Source organism: Aquabacterium lacunae, from assembly GCF_004310865.1.
GTDB lineage: Bacteria > Pseudomonadota > Gammaproteobacteria > Burkholderiales > Burkholderiaceae_C > Aquabacterium > Aquabacterium lacunae.
Genome location: NZ_SIXI01000005.1, coordinates 127,755 through 145,419 on the forward strand (window position 1 = coordinate 127,755; position 17,665 = coordinate 145,419).

Here is a 17,665-nt window from a genome sequence, read left to right on the forward strand (position 1 = left end):
TCCGGCACATGCACTTGGTGCCCGGCATGCTTCTCGCGCACCGACATACCACGGAGTGGTTGCCGTCGTAAGTCGGTCTCCAGCGGCCAAATGAAAATCTACTGATTCACGAGTTGAAATGCTCCTCCACGGCCCGCAATAGGCTGGAGACTCCTTTTCCTTCGGCGTATACGATCGGTCGGCCGTTTCGATGCGCCCGGATGAACTCGGTGGCCGCATGCTTGGCTGCAGCCCAGACAACAACGAACAGATCGCTATTGGTCGCAAGGTTCCGGAGTTGGGCGGAGCCAACCAAATCGGAGTTGCACTGCACATCAACGTCGCCTTCGATGGCTTGTATGGCAGCCTTGGCTTGGCGACTAGCACTCTCTACGAGTGAGTAGATTGCGATCGTTTTTCCCCGCATGCGCGAAGCAAGTCGATTGTCGCTCGCGCTTTGCGTTGCGGGGGGCGCGCTGACTACAAAACCAAACTCTTCGCATAGGGCATGAACCGCAGCCTGCTGAAGACCGCTCAACCGCGCATGAATTGAAATAAGCCTAGCCAGTACGGAGTGAACTAGGCGCTCTCTAGCGGTCGCGTCGGGAGTCGGCGCGCGCATAAAGATCTCGACCATCTCCAGCGCCCAATAGACCATCCTCACCCCGAAGCCCTCCCCTGCGATCTCGTCGACGTCAGCCGTAAGTTCTCGGTATTGACTTGCACTGGCTCCAACAGTCAGCAACGCATCAACGAGGATCAAGCTTGAATCGAAGACTTCATTTCCCCGAGAGCTTCCTAGAGCAAGCAATGTCAGTATGCTGGAGTAAACCGGCGTCATGACCGGGTTGGGGAAAAGCGGGTCTCGCCGCAGCGCTGCAACCAGGTAGGGAAGTGCTTGGGCTGTACGCTCCGCAGCCAGTGGATTGCTCTGCGCTGCATTTAGCGCACCGAGGAATGCGACTGTTGATGTGGGGTCGGTAGCGTCTCCTGCGATCTGCCATTCCTCAGCACCCAAGCGTGCGAGGGCAAGGGCATTCGTGAACGTCGGGTCAGAAGCTTGGGCGAGCCACATTGGCCAGGAGGTAGGCACGCTGGCGCAACTCGCCTCGTGTTCCAGCCCTCGTAAGGCCGAACGGAAAGGTTCCGCTCGTGCGAGTTCTGCTCGCTGTTGGTCATTGAGGCGAGCCATGGCCTCAAGGGCCGCAGCCATGACGTCGACGCTTTCTGTCGTTTCAACGGCGAGCAGACGGTCACGCGCATCTTCGACTGCGCCCGGGGTGGGTCCGCTCACGCGACTGCCGGTTGCTGCTAGGCGCGATGTAAGCCAGCCGAGTTGATCGGACCGCAAGACCACTGAGTCGATGAGGTCTGTGCGATTGAGCGAGGTGAGTGCCTCAAGACCAGCGAGCCGCCATCCACCAGTTCGAAGAGATACAGGAAGAGGTGCCTTCAGAAGAGGTGCGGCAAATGACCGTACCTCTTCCGCGTAGAGTTTCTCAACTGCGGTTTGATCGCCAGCGTCGAAGGATGGCGCCAAGCGGGCCTGGTAGAGGGCCTCAAGCAAGAACACAGTGGTCGCAGGTGTTCGCCTTGCCAGTGTCAGGTTCGCGAATCCGGGTAGATTGACTATTTCGTTCCACTCTTCGAAGGCAGCAAGCAACTGAACCTGCAGTGATCGAAGATTCAACGCGTCGAGCCGTAGTTCGTTGCGAAGTTGTTCAAGGACTGCCGATGCCGCATCCCTGCGGCCGACATTGAGACAATCTTGGAAGCGGGCAAGTAACCAACTCGTCGGCTCTGGCGCGGTGCGCGTTCGGGACGGTGCTCTAAGGAGCGTGTCACGTGCACGAACGATCGCTCGTAGTGCCATCTCACGTCCGGCGTCGTCGGCCGGTAATTTGATCTCAGCAGTGATTGCTGGCCCCGATCCAGCGAGCAATGCGTTGAGGTCATCCCCTGCTGATTTGGTGGACGGCAGGCCGTCGAATGATGTCAGCGTGGGGCCAGCGAAGGCGCGCAGGACAGGACTCAGGCGTCGCCAGTCCGCTGGAGACGCAATTGCTAGTACGAGAAGTTCTCCATCTGCCTTCAATTCTGGAATGAGCGCGCCAGGAAAACTAGCGCTGTCCACTGTATCGAACAACTGTTTGCAAAGTACGTCGGTCCCAGTGGGAAATGCAAAAGCCTCCGCACGCGTTCGCAGTCGCGACGCGATGCTTCGCGCAGTCTCCTGGTCGACTGTGATCATTTGAGCCGACCTTCCCACTGAAACTCAAGTTGCTCTGCTTGCTCGGCAATCGCGGCTGGATCAGTTCTCAGGACCAGATGTTCGCCGTTGACCGAAATGCCACTCAGAGTCAGGTTCATTGATCCGCTAAGGAAATAGTCGTCTCCCAATAGGCCTTTCGCATGGAAGTCCTTTTCGACGATCCATCTCAGCTGATCGCCAAACCTCTCCTTGAGTGCCTGAAGGCGCGCGACAAAGTAGCCGTTGTGAACATGATCCCGGATTACCAGCCTTATATGGGTGCCTCGGGCGAGCAGTGCACCGAGTACCTGCGATAGCTTGATCGGCCCGGCAGGCCAATCCGGTTCGATCGCGGCAAAGCGTCGTCCGGCATTGTCGAGCACCTCGACATCTGAGATCCAGGCGAAGCAAAGCCAGAGTTTGCGGCTTGGGCTGATCAACTCCGCTGCGAATAAAGTTTGAAAAAGATCGCGGACACCGCGTGTTTGAGCCGGTCCATGTAGGTCGCGAGAGGGGTAGGGGTATGGCATCAGGAGTGCTCGCGCAATAGTAGGTCGACAAGAATGCGGCCCTCAGCGCGCTCTATCCGTTCGACGACGGGGAAGAACTGCAGAACACCGACATCTACTGGCGTTACCCCAAGCAAGACAAGCGCTTCGCGGAGAGCTCTCGTTTGCCCTGCGCTCGCACTCACTCGACAGGCACCATCCTCTGCGAGTGCGGAATAGAGCCTCGTACTCCAGTCACTTGCCGAAAGGTCGACGATCTGTACGGTCCGTCGCAGAAGCAACTGTCTAACAACTGCAGGATCGGTGGTGCGACCTGAGCGATACGGGTTGTAGGACCGAAGGCTCGATAGACGTACTTCGTTCTCGCGAGGCCACAGCATGCTTAAGACTGCGGCAAACACAGAAACGCTCGCAGCCGCTGCGCCGGGCAGATTGGCTACGAGGTAAGTCCGCACGCGACTACGCCACGCACTTGAATGACTTACAGCGTAGGCAAACTCGCGCAGCCCTACGGCCATACCAAGGCGATGTTCCAGGCTGTCCCAGTACTCGATTAGCTCTGTTAGTAGAGCGTCAAGGTCAGGGCCTGCTCCTGGCCTGACCAAGCGGTTGTTCAATGCCACTACGAGGGCGTGGCTCAGGTCAACGCCTCCATGCTGAGTCAGCGCTTGGGACAGTTCGCGCCATGTAGCTGAGGATGCAGAATGCGATTCCGTGCCACGCAGCCGGTTTATGCCTTCTCGTATGACGGCATTGTCTCGGGCAAGAGCCAGGACTCGTCGTAGACCAACGTCTACCAGTTCCAAGTCTGTCGGGGCGAGTGCAGCTCCGACCGCATCGAAGAATGAGTTTGGTTCCGCAGTAAAACGTTCTGCAAACGACTGCAATGCGCCCGCACCGCCAAGCGTGGTCTCCGTAATCCAGACAGATGTAGGTCCACCGTCCTGTGACTCCTGGATATCGACCAAGAGGTTATCCATGGTCGCTTCCCTTGGCGCCGCAGCAATACACGCTTGCAGCATTGCTTCCCCCAAGGTTTCTACGATCAATCGACGGAGCCAGCGATCAAAAGCGACCAGATCTGGCTCTAGCATCTCCCGAGCGATGGCTCGAAGTCGTTCACGAACTTCCGTGCGCGCAATCTGAGATGCGAGTATCTGCTGAAGCCGTCCGGCGGATCTCGCCCTTCGAGGTGCGCCTCGTAGGACTTCATCGTCGTCCTCTTCGGACCCGTCCTGATCCTCGTCGAAATCGTCTGGGACCTGAATCGGCACAGCGTTGAAGTATTCGCTCATCACCTCATCGAACGCGCTGGCAATTCGTTCATCCGCAAGAAGATCATCCACTACTTCTGCGACGTCGTTCGCTGAAGTTATCTGCGCGGCGATCAGTGCGCACAGCAACTGGAATAGCCAGTCCCTTTGGAAGACATTGATATCAACAGGCAAGCAGTCGTCATCTCGAAAGCGTTCGCGCAGGTAGGAAAGTTTCGAAGTGCCGAAGAGCTTTGGGCTGAGTGATTTGGCCGTGATCTGCTCCGCCGATGGCAGGGTTAGATCTAGACGGAGACCGTCCACCTCGAGCTCGAAACCGATCGCGGCTGGTCGATTGTCGTCGCTGCGGAAGTGCAGTGTGACGGGGAACTCGTCCTTGAGTGTGCGGACATTCGCATACGCTGTCGGCGCGAAGCGACGGACTGCTACGCTTGAGCGGAACCGGTGAAGGTAGAAATCGACTTTTGAGACGAACGGACGCCATGGCGAACGAGGCGCAACAGGAACGCTCACCGGGTCGCCCCTAGAGGCGATGTCAGTTCGCCAACTCAGTTGTGCATTGCTGCTAGGCAGAACTTCGGTGCCAGCCACTTTCTCCAGGCGAACAGTCCATGGCCGAAAGACGAGTAGAGGGCCATCATTGGTGTTGTCGTTGAAGGTGGCTGTGAATTCGCCGACGAACTCATGCTCCTCTGCATATTCGCTGATCCGACGCTCCTGGACAGGCTGTGCTGGATCGACAGGCACCCAGTGCGACAACCCGCCGCGCTCGAAAGCGAACCTTCTCGTCACTCGACCCGGCACGAGTTGGCGAATTGCTTGGAGAACCGGCATAGCGTCCGTTCTCCAATCGTGATTCACCGTCGCGGGCGGTACCAAAACCCGTACCTCTGGCAGGCTGAGGTCGCTAAACAGATTGCGTGGCACAAAGTCCGGGAGCGGGTGATATGGCACATGCAAGTCCAGCAATGCGCCGCCAGACGGAAAAGCCAGTTGCCATCGACGGAACAGTCGCCTAACGAGGGTAGGCGCAACTTCAAGCAGGATCGAACGGGGCGCCTCCCAGAGTAGCCCTTGGGCGGCGTCCTCGTCGACTCGAAGAGCGCCCATCAGGTGTGTCTGAAGACTTGCGATTACCGTCTCGTCTCCTTGAATCAGTCGAGCGAGTTTGGCTTTTATGCGCTGTACGACGGCGGAGACTTGCGTTGAGGGTTGGTCTATGGGCCGACTGAGGAAGTCCCATGCCCACGCCTTCTCATATCCTGCTGTCTCTGCTGCGAGCCAGTCGAAGAATGCGAAAGTGGCCTGCATCTTCAGAACATATGGGTTTCCAATTGGCAGGAACTGCGGCTCAAGTTGTGGATCGAACAGACTTTCGTAAGATTCATAAGTTGCGCGATCACGGCCATAGTCGGATAAGACCGTTACGGTGAGTGGACGCATGGCACGATCACGGCCCGCGCGTCCCTTCCGCTGTAGAAAGGACGCCATCCCGCGTGGCGCCTTGTGCTGTATGACGGCACCCACTTGCGGATCATTGAAACCAACTTCCAACGCGGCGGTGGCGACAATGATGTTCGCATGCGGGGTGACGCCAGCATCTTGGGATGTAGTGCGGCCGATGACCAACCGCTCACCAAGCGTGTGACCGACGTCTTCGCACATTCGCCACCGCTGCCCCTCCAAATCGCGGGCCCGATCGTCAGCACCCGCAGCGCGAAGTGAGGCCAGCGGCCGACGATTTCCATCAGGTTGGCCAAAGATCGTGTATGCCTCAGCATCGCGCAGATCATCGAACAGACGATTGGTTACGTCGAGATCGTCGGTGAACAGAAACGCACGGCGGCCAAAGGAGCCCGAGGTCGCTTGCGCGTTAGGTGGGTCAAGCACGCGCGCGACCAGCATCGCTGTCTGAATGGTTGTTGAGAGCAGTGAGGCGCGTGAGGCGGGATCTCCACGCAACAGCAACTGGTACTCAGCACCAGACTCCACAAACTCGTCTGGCGTTGGACTGATTTCAACGACGCGGTCGATGGACGCCCCCGTGAGATCTGAGAAAAAGCGTGCGGCATCGCCAAGCGTTGCTGATAGTCCGGCCCAGTGCACGGGCGCACCGAGCAGATGGCGCCAGCGCCGCAGCGTAAGTGCTGCTTGTGCTCCGCTGGTGCCTGCATAGGTGTGCACCTCGTCTAGAAGGGCGAGAAACGGTTTCCGACTAACACCGATTCCGAATACGGTTCGCATCCACTGATCTGAGAGTCGTTGATTCAATATCTCTGTGGTCGTGAACAGCAGATCCGGCGGTTGCTGCTGAATCCTCTGGCGGGTCAGTACGAGATGCCGCTCATCTACCTGCAAGCCACATCCTGGCCGCCCACAACTCAGTCGCTCTTGAGTATTGTCTAAATCACTTCCTCGCCATAGCATCTCTCCGGCGCAGGATGGACAGCGCATCCACGGGCAAACCCAATCTCGGCCGCGCGACGTCCATTCGTGATCCCTAAGTTCTTGGGCTGATGCATTTCGTGGTGTGGCTCGGAACAACGCGCCTATGCTAAGTGGTCGCCGGCCATGCTTAGCAAGGGCTGTATCCATCGTGCGCGCCATTCGGAACGCCTCTGCGAACTGATCCTTCAACAACTCGACTCGTGGGTAGATCGCGAGCGCCTTTACCCAGTGCTCGGTGCCGATCGCCTCGCCGATGGCGAGCATCGCAGGGAGGTAAAAGGCGATCGTCTTGCCACTACCTGTTCCTGCAGTCACGATGGTGCCGCCATCGTCGGCAAGTTGTGCCAGACGGACCGTCGCTCGCTCTTGGAAGGCCGCCAATAACAAGTTGGTGCTAGTTAGCGCGTCCCAGATCGCATGTCGGAGGGGGGTGGGTGCAATGATTCCTTCGCTGCGCGCCAATACCTCGCTAGGCGGACGGTCTCGCCTAGGAAAACGCCGCCGCCGCCGATCAATGCGAAAGTCAGCCACAAGTCGGGGGGCCGCCTGCCATGGCTTATTGGCGAACAGTTGGCGATTGGCAGCGACAAGGCGAACAGCCTCGGCAAAACGCGATCGGTAGCGACGGCCACCACTTAGGCTGGCCTGCTCAGTCACAAGTCGTGCATCGAGCAAATCCTCCAACGCGTCTTCCGCCTTGAGTCCTCCATCAAGAAGATCGAGTACCTCGTCTTCTGTTAACGATCCGGACGTAAACCCCCACGCGAGAGAGCGCATCTCGAGTGCTTCAATACGGTCGAGCAATAGAAGCGCGTCAGCAGAAACAGTCATGTGGTTAGCCTATCCGGATGCGCAACGAGCCCAGGAGGTTTCGCGCTTCGAGCCAATCGCGGACCTCCTCGGTGAGAGACGTCACAGGCGCGCCTTCCCCCGCACATGCACGTAAAAAGAGAATAACTGCGCGTGGGAGGTTGTCTGTGGTCAGGGTCGACCAAGCAGTTTGATGCTCGGCTACGAGTGCCCTCAATTGCGCCACTGCCTGCACGGGGTCGGCAGGCGGAGTGGCTGCGAGCAACTTAATCTTCTGTCTACATTGGCGAATCTGAGTGACACCGTCGCGGAGTTGCGGCAGTTTGCCCAGTGCATCAAGCACTTCGTCAGATCCACCTGGAGAATTTTCGGCAATGAAGTGACTCCATCGTTCTTGAATCGCGGTATCCGCTCCAGTCGCGATGCCCCTTAGCCTGTTGGTGAACTCGTGCGCAAAGTTGAACGGTGGATCGGCCAGCGCAGCTGGGGCTTCTGAAGCGATCACACGCAGTCTTCTCGCCTTCTCCAACAAATCATCGGCTTGGGCAGGGGCGAATTCAACTATCACCCCCGCAGCAGTAAAGCGACTGAGAGCGTCTCTTGCATGCGCGAGGAGGGCCGATACCTGTCCAAGTTGATCAGCGCGGGTGCGGACAATTTCGGCCTCCTTCGCCGCACTTTTCAGCGTTTGGTATCGACTGATCTTCGTTGCGAGACCGGTGGCGCGTTCAAGCAGCATTTCTTGCCTCCATTGCTGCCAAATCGTCAACGATGCTGGCGAGAGATTTATCGATACTTGCGAGGTGTCCAGCTAAACCACCAGTACTTGCGTCTTGGTCTGTGCCAAAGGCCTGTAGGTCGCTTTCAACTGCGTCAAGAAACCTCTCTGCGGCAACACGTAGCGCTGTGCCGGCCGCCACTGCGTTTGCTCGACCTCGACCGTACTCGGGTAGCGATGCAACCGCGTCTTCAGTCTCAAGCAACGTCCGTGCGGCATTGACAGTTGCGTCAAATAGCACGCTCTGAAACGCCTCTAGCGCATCCTGTAATTGTCGGGAACTGTTCTGTGCACTGATGCCTGCATCTAGAGCCGCTTGCCGCGCGTTGCCGAGAGTTGCGACGATTGATGCACGAGTGGCGTCTGCCCCGAAGGCTGTCAGCATTTCATCTAGCCACTCAAGGCGCTTCGAGCGCTCGGCGGCAGCGGCCTCGGGGAGCAGACCCCCGACCTCGCGGTACAACTTAGCGAGCATGTCCGAGTCGCCCTCCGGAGGAGTCATGCTGAGATGCCACTTTTCTCGGCTCAACTGACGCATCGGCCCCCGCACTCGACGTGGATCAAGCATTGCGCCAGGGCGGCCACCTTTGAGACTCGAAGTTTGAGCTCGAGCGATCTCAATCAACTCTTCTCTGTCGCGTTGTAGTTTCTTGTAGAGGGATCGCAGTTGGCTCGAAGCAGCCGCAGGCTCTTCAGGCCAGTTTCCAAATGCTGCTTCGATCAAATCGGCGGTAGTCGCATCCCCTTTGACTCGCCCGCCAATGGCGGCACCAACGCCTAATAGATGCAGTGCAGCGCTGCCGTGGGACCAAGTCGCGCTGGGGGCGATCAGCAACTGAATTTGTTGCGCAACCTGCTCGCTCCAATGCTCGACGCAATCTAAAAAGGCTATCAGCGCTCGGTCCGCACCATCGAACTGCCAGCGGAATCCATTTTTCGAGGCACGCAGCAATCCTTGCAACGCCTGGCCAACTTTCGGGTTGGCGTCTATCTCCAAGCGTACCTTTGCATACTTTGAGATCTGTGTATTCTGGCGGACGAAGCTGATGCCGATCCCCTGTTTAAACACGGGCTTAGTTCCTCCTGCGAAGAAGGTGCGAGAGAGGCCCAACATGTCCCAATCGATCGCTTCCACGACTGCTGCGTAAACCAGTTCGCGGAGCTTCTGGGCAACTGTGGCGTCAAGCCCGCCGCCCCTGATCCAGGTCTGGATTGCGAGATCGTCAGCGCTTGCAGCAGGCTGCGCGACAGGAGTCTCTTGCTGAGGTGTCGGGGATGAGGCGGGGAAATCTAAATTAGCTGGCTCACCCGCACCCGCGTCCGGGATCTTCGGAATCGTGAAGGACTCATAAAGTTGTTCCGCGAGGTTGACGACCTTGCCTGTGCCGTCATAAAGCTCAAGCAATGACATCCAGCGATCAGCTATGTGCGGGCTGAGGCGCTTCAAATCGGTTTCCGCAGCGAGAGGCAACTGCTTGACGCCTCCGAGCTTTTCGAGGAGGCGGGGTGGAGGGTACTCGCCGGCAGCAATTGAGGACGAGAACGTATCCATGACTTCAACCAACAGATCATTTTGAACAGTCCGTGGATTCAGCCTTCCTGTTTGTGCGCGATCAATACGGCCGGCGCCGATCCAAAGGGCTCGTTCTGTGAATGGGTACAACCCATACCCATCCACCGCACCAAACGTTTCATGGCAAGTAATTTCGAACGAGCACTGAGAGCACCGTGAAGGTGCCAGTTGGCCAGGCTCGGCTGTAGAGCTCCATCGTTCGATTGATTCTCGTCCGAGCCGCACCGCATTCAAATACCTCGCAGAAAAGGAGGCCAAAGATGCCGAGGTGGGGCTCTTGCCGTGGGCATGCCCGGCAGAGCGGTTCATGTCTACTATGTGGGAGGTTCTGCGGTAGGCTGTGTCTTCAACGCTTTCGAAAAAGCCTGGGGTCACCGCTATCGCAGTCCGCATCCTACAGAGGCCTGTCTCGCCTTGCCCTGAATCACCCTGTGTGGTGATTGCCTGGAGAAGTGCTCGGTCGATGCCTTGAAGGCGTGCAAACTCTTCAACCAGCATCACTAGTTCGCGACCTTGCGTTCTGAGGTGCCGCCGCAGACGCACCATCAACTCCTCGACTCGATCTCCAGAGAAACTGAGGGTACGTGCAACCGCTTTGTCGAGATTGCGGTTAATGACCGTAATTGCTGCGGGCAAGTTTGCGGGATCCGCCTCGACCAATTGAATCGCATGCTGTGCTAGTTTGGTCGCGTTCAAATAGTCTTGTCCGCCCAGAACTAGATCATCGGTGGAAAACAGGCGTCGTCGATCAGGCCGATCATTGGCGTGCGATTGCTCGAAGATGTGGTCGACGATCTCGGCGGCTACTCTGCCGTCACGCAGAAAATGCTCCTTCTGCATGTACGGGTCCTGGAAGAGGTTCGGGAGCACTTCAATTAGCGCTTCCTCGAGTTCGTCCGTGTCAGCCGCAGGCTTGTCCTCGCGTATGGCCTGGCCAAGGTGATGGAGCAGTTCGCGGCGCCTCCCCTCTGGAGTCATTGTTCCATCGCCTGCGGCGTTGAACGTCTCAAGGAAACTTTGCTGTTGATCGATCGGCAACTTGTCGATGATGTCGCGGACGATCGCACGCAAGCTAGTTCCAGACTTGCGGACGACTAGCACCACGCGCTTGTCGTCGTCGCGCAGGTGTAGTCTCATCCAATGAATCAAGTGTGACTTGCCAGACCCTGTATCCCCAAGCACAGCGGCAAGTGCATGTGGTCGATCTTGACGCAAGAAGTCGGAGAGGAACTCCGATGGTGTCATCTGTGTCCAGGCTGCACTTGTGACATCCTGGTAGCGTTGGCCGACAGGGGGGGTTACTTGTAGATCCCAGTCGCTGTGAACGGCGTGGAATAGGCTATCCGGAATGTGTTCCGCAAATGGATTGATGACCTGACGGACTCCAGCCGGATCCCAGCAGAGGTGATTCCGCATCATTTGGTTGCTCCGATTTGCACGTGACTGACGCGCTTTGTGGTGCTGCCAAAATCAAGAATGCGCGCCTTTTTTGCGTCTGCGAGCGTGTCCAGCAATATTGAACCGCGATCAACGAGCCTTTGTAGCGCGAGACTTGAGGCAATAGACAATCGATCATCAGTTGCAGGGGGCGCGCTGCGCATCGACTCCAGTTCCTCTCGCACAACCCCTCCCTCGAGCACAGGGTATATGCCTGCCAACCGCGACAGAAACACATCGATTTCTATCCATTCGTTGATCACCAGAATCTGATCGAGTACCGTCCCAATGGCGCGGGTGGGGTCAGGAAATGCCCTCCGAGTTCCACCGTCTCCGGCTACCGTAGCGAAACCTAGATAGCGCGCCCAATAAAGTAGATTCTGGAAGCTGCTTGTGCTGCCCAGATCTGCCTTGGCTGCGAACTCGCCCAGGTCCTTTCGCAGTTGTTCCTGCGGGGCGTCAGAGAAACTCACGGGCTGGAGTGGATTCTTTGTAAGAAACCAAGCTAATGCATATAGAACACCGGCCTGCCCCGCTGCGGCCGCGCGCTGCGGGTCGAAAATCACCTCTCGCACCCTAGATAGGAAGTCGGCTTCCAAGTCGCTCTTCCGTCTCGCACTTGTATCGGCACGTAGTGGCACGCGCAAACGCTCACCGTCGTCTTCGATCAGTCCCAGGCGACGAGCCTCCGCCAAGGAGTTCGAGAACAGTTCAGTTGTGCCCCCGTCCTCGTCGTTTGCTCCGCGCCTAGACAAGGAGGGGGGAGTAGCCCAAGACTCGAGTTGATCGCGTAGCAGTCCATTCTCTGACTCGGCGACCGCTGCGAAGATGCAAAACAGGCGGTTTGGCACAGCCTGAAAATTCGTCACGATGCTCATTCAGCAACCCTTGCGTGTAATTCATCAAGTGTGAGAACGCGCCCCCCGAAGACTTCGCGCAGCACATGTCCACTTTGAGCCTTCAATCCTTCGGGCACGAGAAATAGGCGTGTTCGATCAGGATGGGCCGAGTATGTGGCCTCGCCGAGTTGGTGGCCATGACCGACGAGCACCATTTCTGGCCCAGTCGGAAGGCGAGAATGAGCGAGCGATGGGAGTCGGCTCAAGAAGAGGGGGCGCATTTCAGCAAACCGCAATACACGGTCGAGATCGAACGGAGCCTCGCCGAGTAGGATGAGCTTGGCCAGGCCCATTCGGTAGAGTCGCTCGATAGTTTCGCCAAGCCGCCGGGATTGAGCCTTTCCGGTAACGTCGCCATATGTGACCAGTAGTCGTCGGTCCGAGTCAAATAGTCGCTCAAGCAGGCGCGGTAGAGGGAGCGACCACGGAGCACGCGGTTCAATAGCAACGGTGTTTTGTGGTCGGGCAACTTGATTAGAGCGGCAGCGAGAGCAACTACTGCAGGTTTTGGCTATCTGGCCACGACCATATAGTTCTTCCAAGATCTCAGCAGGGCAGTCTTCTCCTGCAAGAAAGCGTTGCATGAGTTGAAAGTTGTGAAAGTTGGCCGCTTGTCCCCGTGCACGGACAGGTTCGATCCGCCTTTTCCACGTTTCGATTTTTAGGTGCGCGTCGTCTAGTAGTTCGATTTCCAGCCAATCGCCTGGCTCAGATGTAAGTGACAGAGGTTTGCCGAGCAGACGTACCATACCGGATCGTGCCATGAGGGCAAGCGTGCGCAGATTCCAATCCGCATTCCAATCGCCGGTCATATCGATATCCTCTTCGCTGCTACCGGGGCTTCCGTCTACCCTCACAGCAAAGTGATTTCCACCCATTGACCGTTTTCCATCGAATAATGCCGTCCAGCGCTCAAGCCCTCGCTCAATGGAGATCACTTTCTGATGGCAAATCCGTTCTGCCGTTCGGAAGTCAGAGGGCGTCGGTGCAATGAGCGATAGCGCGGCTTTGCCGTCGCGCCCTCCACGACCGACCTCTTGGTAGAAGCGGTCTAGAGTTTCGGGTACGCATGCATGGATAACGCTGCGTGCATGGGCGTAGTCGATACCTAATCCAAATGCGGACGTGCCAACCACAACATCCAGGGATCCGTCTCGCCACTCAGCGACGATCCGTTCCCGATCCCCGCGACTAGTTTTGCCGTGCAACATGCCAACACGCTTGAAGCCTGCCGACAGTAAAGCGCGATTCCAGGCCTCAGCATGCCCGACCTCAGTCACATAAAGAACCGCCGGTCGAGGAACGTGATGTAGTGCCTCCATCACTCTTTCGTCTCGTACGGATTCATCTGCCTTGGCAACCCAGTAATCGGGCTCAGGACGCAATCTCACTGCAGACAGGCTCTCAAAGCCTCGACCCAAGCCGAATAGCGTCCTTAGTGTCTCCCGCGACTGGTCTGTGAGGGTCGCCGACAGTAGAACCGTACGCAACTCCCCACCAGGTGGGGCCAGGGCAAGCAGTTCTTGTCGTAGGCCACTAAGTTCTTGGAACTCCGTTCGGAACCCTGTGCCCCATTGATCGACAAGATGTGCTTCATCGATGATCAATGCCCGGATCAGTCCAGCCTCTGCCGCTTGGCGGAGCGCATAGCGCAATGACCCGGTTACTGCCTCGGGAGACGCGAAGCACAGGCCCTGTTCGCCGTTTGCGATTCGCTCTTTGAGCGTCGCATTGGCCACCTCCGCACCTCCCTGGAAGGTGAGTGGTCTAGCCAATCCACAGACATTTACGGCTTCTTCCTCGTGGTTCACACCAAGTGCGACTGTTGGTACCACGACGAGTGTGACCCCGCGATTCATCGCCATCGTTTCGCCAACAAAACCAACGGCATGAATGAGTTGAAAGATCATGCTCTTTCCCTCACCGGTCGGCAACGCAACCACAAGCGTGGCCCCTGGGGGGGTAGAAAGCGCGGCACGGACCGCAGCTCGCTGACCTGAACTGCGGTAGCGTTCGCGCTTGATGGCCTTGAGAAATGGATCTCCGGTGCAGTCCTGCCCGCCAAAGGAGCGTCTTAGCACTTCACTTGAAGCGATGTCATCGACACCGAGTCGCGCCCCTGACTCGAGCCACTCAGGGTGCCATGGCTTTGCTGTCACCCGCCATCCGCCTGTAATGGGTTCGCTGTCGAGGCTAATGCTTCTCCAAGAAGAGAACCTGTTCAGACGTGGGTGCTTTACTATTACGTGTGGGCTGACCTCATAGTTGCGACGTGCATCCTCGCGACGAAGTGCTTGGCGCAAAAGTACGGCAAGATCAAGCATACTGGTTCGAGGGTGCAGGCTACCGAGTGCCACACGCAACCGTTCAATCGATGGTTCGGCAGGCGAGTGCCATTCGTCTTGAGACTCACCTGCAAGTAGGCGTCTCAGGGCATCGAAAGCTTCAGCGCCGACAAGCTCACGCATATGCTGGATTCACTGGTGGTTCTCGCGAAATCACAAAGCATCCCATCGAATCTAGTTTGATGAGTGGTCTTGAAATTGCTGGGAGGATCGACTCAATTGCCTGGAGTTCAAGTAGGGCGACAGCGTCCCCAATCGCATCTTTCTGACGCAAGCGGCTTCGGCGGCGCTCAATCTCGGACTTGGCGTGGCGCTCGCCAGCGGTGATGGCGTCTTGCAACGTTTGCTGGGCAAGCAGTAAGGCGCGGCTGCGATCTCGAACGGATCGACACAGATCTCCGAAGGCTAGGGAATCAATAACGCTAGACAGGATCTGGGGGCGGCTAGAGAGATTGACGTCGGTGCCTCGCTCCCCTTGCTCCCCTCGTGCGCCCGCACGCAGATAGGGCTTCATCAGAATTGAGAGCAGCGAGGCATCTGTGACCACGTCTCCATTGCTGTCGACGTGGATGCAGATTGCTTGCGGGGGAAGATAGCGCTGGGCCCTTCGCACATTCGCCAGTTCGCCCCTGCTTGGTGCGAACAAGTCGGAAATTGCGATGTCCGGTTCGACAAGAAAGCAAAGGCGGAAGCCAAGCCATACTTCATCCGACCATTCCGCCACTGTTCGCCAAGTTATAAATGCAGTGCCGCGATCATCCCATCGAGTGAAGCGCTCTGCCACGTCAACTAAAGGGGTTCCGGGCCTCAATAGTAAGCAGGATGGTTGCGCAGCAGCAATCCGTCTCCGCCATGTGAGTGGTTGCTTGTTTTCGAGAGCAAACGCTTTCAGCCAGGGGAGCTTTGGGATAAGCGTTTCGTTCGTCGCTATGAGTCTGAACGGATCCTGCTGTGGCCATGACAATGGCTGTTTCTTCAGCAGCAAAGCATTCACGAGCCATCGGTCAACGCCATCCTCCAATGCGGCTTCGTCCTCCTCTGCTTCTTCCAGATTTCGAATGAAAGTCTCTATTGGCTCTTCTGCAAGCGCGATCCGATCGAGTGCGTACTGCTCATCCTGCGATCTGCGCTCTTCTCGTATCGCCTCGCCAACTTCAGCGGAGAGATCTCTTATGCCATCCGGGCCCCGTTCGAGGAGCATCCGAAAGGCGCGCCGCTCAAAGTCTTCGAGCAAAAATTGAACGTCGCTGATGGAGCGATGAAAGATACCAAGCCCCTTGCAGAGAAAGTCCGACCAGCCTGACCAGGGGCTGTCATCTTCGTCCACAGGGAGCATGATCCTGTGGCGGATAACGCCGTGCCGCCTCCCAAACCGATCCAGCCGACCAATTCGCTGTTCCAAGCGACCAGCCACTAGCGGCAAATCGAGATGAACAATTGCATCGGCAAAGGCAAGATTGAGTCCTTCCTCGCCACTCTGATCGCAGATCAACACTGCTGACCCTTGATGCTTGGTGAAGGTCGCGATGGTGTCCTTGCCGCGCAAGGTGTCTTCTTCACCAAGTTGCAGGACCTCACAATCATCTAGGCCTTCGCTGAAGGCCTTGTGAAATGCGCTTGCGTTGGCCGTGGTCGATGAGAAGGCTACGATTTTGGCGTGACGTCCTTCTCCGCGAATGCTGCGGACCAGGCGCCGGGTGCTTTCGCAAGCTGTTGCGTAGTCGGGGCGTGGTTCAATTGCATCGGTAAGCGCGCTGAGCCGCTCAAGAATCGATGTCTCTTCGGCAAATGCGGGTCGTGAGCTTTTATCGGCGACCCAATTGGCAAGAGCCGTACTTCCGTAACTTATGGCAGTCAACAATTCGGCATAACGACGTGCTGCCTCGTCACGGGATCGTTCATCGCCGCTTGTAGCATCGATCGCGGCGAACCGCCATTCCTCTAAGACTGGGAGAAGTGATTCGGCCCAGCGGGTGCCTGCGACCTCGACGCGAACGTGTGCAAACGTTGGCACTCCCTCAGCCTGGGGGCCGCGCGGGCTGAATTCCCAGCCTTGAGCATCTGCGCGACGCGAGCGAATTAGCCGTTGGTGGATACGGTAGCTATCCGCGATGTGGTTCTTCAGTGCGGTGCAAAGTCCAGGCACGTCTTCAGGAGCATCGCGGGTTGCAGCAGCTAACTTGGGGGCGACCTCCATCACCACCGGATCGCCCGGAAACATTTGCTCCATCGCTGCGCAGCGTTGTCGCAGTACAAGTTTTGGAGCGTCAGGGTCGAGTGCGAGGAGCAGTCGACCAATCTCGCGCCGTCGCTCAAGCTTGCCCCGAAATCCTGCGACATCGTCCAATGGGTGAGTGGCGGGATCGAGCAGATTCAACAGCGCAAGAAATCGAGCTTCATCACCAAGTGCAGGAGTCGCTGAAAGCAGCAGCAGGACAGGCGCGTCGCAAGCGATGGTACGAAGCTTAGCGGCGGCTGGAGCAAGTGGACCGGAGGTGATCCCCACGAGATGATGAGCTTCGTCGAGAACAAGAATGTCAGGAGCAACCTGAACGTTAGCCAGATGGGCGTGAGGGACAACCTGAACTGTGTTGAACTGATCGAGTTTCAGCTTTGTCCAAAGTTCTTCTTGCCACTGCGCGCAGAGGTGAGTTGGTACTGCCACTAGTACGCTGGTCTCTGGATTGTCGATCAGGTGTTGTCGAACAATTAGACCAGCCTCGATCGTTTTCCCCAGGCCGACCTCGTCTGCGAGAAGGTAGCGCTGCACTGGGTCCGTGAGCACCCGCCGCACCGCAGCCACTTGGTGCGACGCTAACTCTATGCCAGCTGAGATGAGCGCTGTCATGCCTTGAGCAGCGCTCCGGAGTTTTGTCAGATGTAGAACGGCCGCCTGGCGCCGATCATGCAGGAACTGAGTTTCCGCTCCGCCGTTGAGTAACATCTCGGCTGGATCTTCTGGGGCACTCCACGGACGCAGATGCAAGGCGAGTTCGCTGAAATCCTCGCGTATCCCGTTTGGGAACCGAACCTCATAGTCGACGAGGCCATTCTCTCTAATCAGGAAGTCGGCCACTCGGCCAACCCGAAAGCGCGTATCGTCACGGACGTAGACACGCGTCTGTGGGCTCAAATAGGCTCTAGAGATGGTTGAGACCGGAAGTTGAATCACCTCTGATCGAATGATCGATCGGAAGATGGTGACATAGCAGGACACTCCATCGACTGCCTCCAACTTTCCTACTCCGCTGTTGTCGGGTAGGTGCACCAGCATGCCTTTGATCAACACATCGCTCCCTGTTTGTCTTAGTTGCCCCTTTCTGTAGCGTATCGTAACCGACTGGAGAAGCCGTTAGTCTGTC

At 57.4% G+C, this 17,665-nt stretch carries 8 protein-coding genes; all 8 read right to left on the bottom strand.

Going from position 1 to position 17,665, the window contains the following annotated elements; all coding sequences use genetic code 11:
• Positions 1 to 106: 106 nt before the first annotated feature.
• From dpdD to dpdE, 8 genes are read right to left on the bottom strand one after another with little or no spacing between them, the layout of a single operon-like run.
• Positions 107 to 2,230, bottom strand: coding sequence for a protein DpdD (gene dpdD, locus EYS42_RS12795; RefSeq protein ID WP_130968579.1), 2,124 nt, complete (start codon positions 2,228 to 2,230; stop codon positions 107 to 109).
• The gene (gene dpdK / locus EYS42_RS12800) at positions 2,227 to 2,760 is read right to left on the bottom strand and encodes a phospholipase D-like domain-containing protein DpdK (RefSeq protein ID WP_130968580.1); all 534 of its coding nucleotides are present in this window, start codon (positions 2,758 to 2,760) and stop codon (positions 2,227 to 2,229) included. Before dpdK ends, dpdD begins: the two co-directional genes overlap by 4 nt.
• Positions 2,760 to 7,292 carry a protein DpdJ gene (gene dpdJ / locus EYS42_RS12805; protein ID WP_130968581.1) on the bottom strand — a complete coding sequence of 1,511 codons (4,533 nt, stop codon included), beginning with the start codon at positions 7,290 to 7,292 and terminating at the stop codon, positions 2,760 to 2,762. Before dpdJ ends, dpdK begins: the two co-directional genes overlap by 1 nt.
• A 4-nt stretch (positions 7,293 to 7,296) precedes the next feature.
• Positions 7,297 to 8,010: a hypothetical protein gene (locus EYS42_RS12810; protein WP_130968582.1), complete on the bottom strand. Its 714-nt coding sequence runs from the start codon at positions 8,008 to 8,010 to the stop codon at positions 7,297 to 7,299.
• Complete coding sequence (gene dpdH / locus EYS42_RS12815) at positions 8,000 to 11,041, bottom strand: protein DpdH (protein ID WP_342635524.1); 3,042 nt, start codon at positions 11,039 to 11,041, stop codon at positions 8,000 to 8,002. The genes EYS42_RS12810 and dpdH overlap by 11 nt, the downstream gene beginning before the upstream one ends.
• A complete protein-coding gene (gene dpdG, locus EYS42_RS12820) occupies positions 11,038 to 11,937 on the bottom strand; it encodes a protein DpdG (RefSeq protein ID WP_280960183.1) in 900 nt (299 codons plus the stop codon). The genes dpdH and dpdG overlap by 4 nt, the downstream gene beginning before the upstream one ends.
• Positions 11,934 to 14,426 (bottom strand): protein DpdF, encoded by a 2,493-nt coding sequence (dpdF, locus tag EYS42_RS12825; RefSeq protein WP_130968585.1) that lies wholly within the window; start codon positions 14,424 to 14,426, stop codon positions 11,934 to 11,936. Before dpdF ends, dpdG begins: the two co-directional genes overlap by 4 nt.
• The gene (gene dpdE, locus EYS42_RS12830; RefSeq protein WP_280960186.1) at positions 14,419 to 17,577 is read right to left on the bottom strand and encodes a protein DpdE; all 3,159 of its coding nucleotides are present in this window, start codon (positions 17,575 to 17,577) and stop codon (positions 14,419 to 14,421) included. Before dpdE ends, dpdF begins: the two co-directional genes overlap by 8 nt.
• Positions 17,578 to 17,665 lie beyond the last annotated feature (88 nt).

What these genes read in the sequence shown, in the direction of transcription:
- dpdD (WP_130968579.1), bottom strand. Translation starts at nt 2,230, where the DNA reads ATGATCACAGTCGACCAGGAGACTGCGCGAAGCATCGCGTCGCGACTG.
- dpdK (WP_130968580.1), bottom strand. Translation starts at nt 2,760, where the DNA reads ATGCCATACCCCTACCCCTCTCGCGACCTACATGGACCGGCTCAAACA.
- dpdJ (WP_130968581.1), bottom strand. Translation starts at nt 7,292, where the DNA reads ATGACTGTTTCTGCTGACGCGCTTCTATTGCTCGACCGTATTGAAGCA.
- dpdG (WP_280960183.1), bottom strand. Translation starts at nt 11,937, where the DNA reads ATGAGCATCGTGACGAATTTTCAGGCTGTGCCAAACCGCCTGTTTTGC.
- dpdF (WP_130968585.1), bottom strand. Translation starts at nt 14,426, where the DNA reads ATGCGTGAGCTTGTCGGCGCTGAAGCTTTCGATGCCCTGAGACGCCTA.
- dpdH (WP_342635524.1), bottom strand. Translation starts at nt 11,041, where the DNA reads ATGATGCGGAATCACCTCTGCTGGGATCCGGCTGGAGTCCGTCAGGTC.
- EYS42_RS12810 (WP_130968582.1), bottom strand. Translation starts at nt 8,010, where the DNA reads ATGCTGCTTGAACGCGCCACCGGTCTCGCAACGAAGATCAGTCGATAC.
- dpdE (WP_280960186.1), bottom strand. Translation starts at nt 17,577, where the DNA reads ATGCTGGTGCACCTACCCGACAACAGCGGAGTAGGAAAGTTGGAGGCA.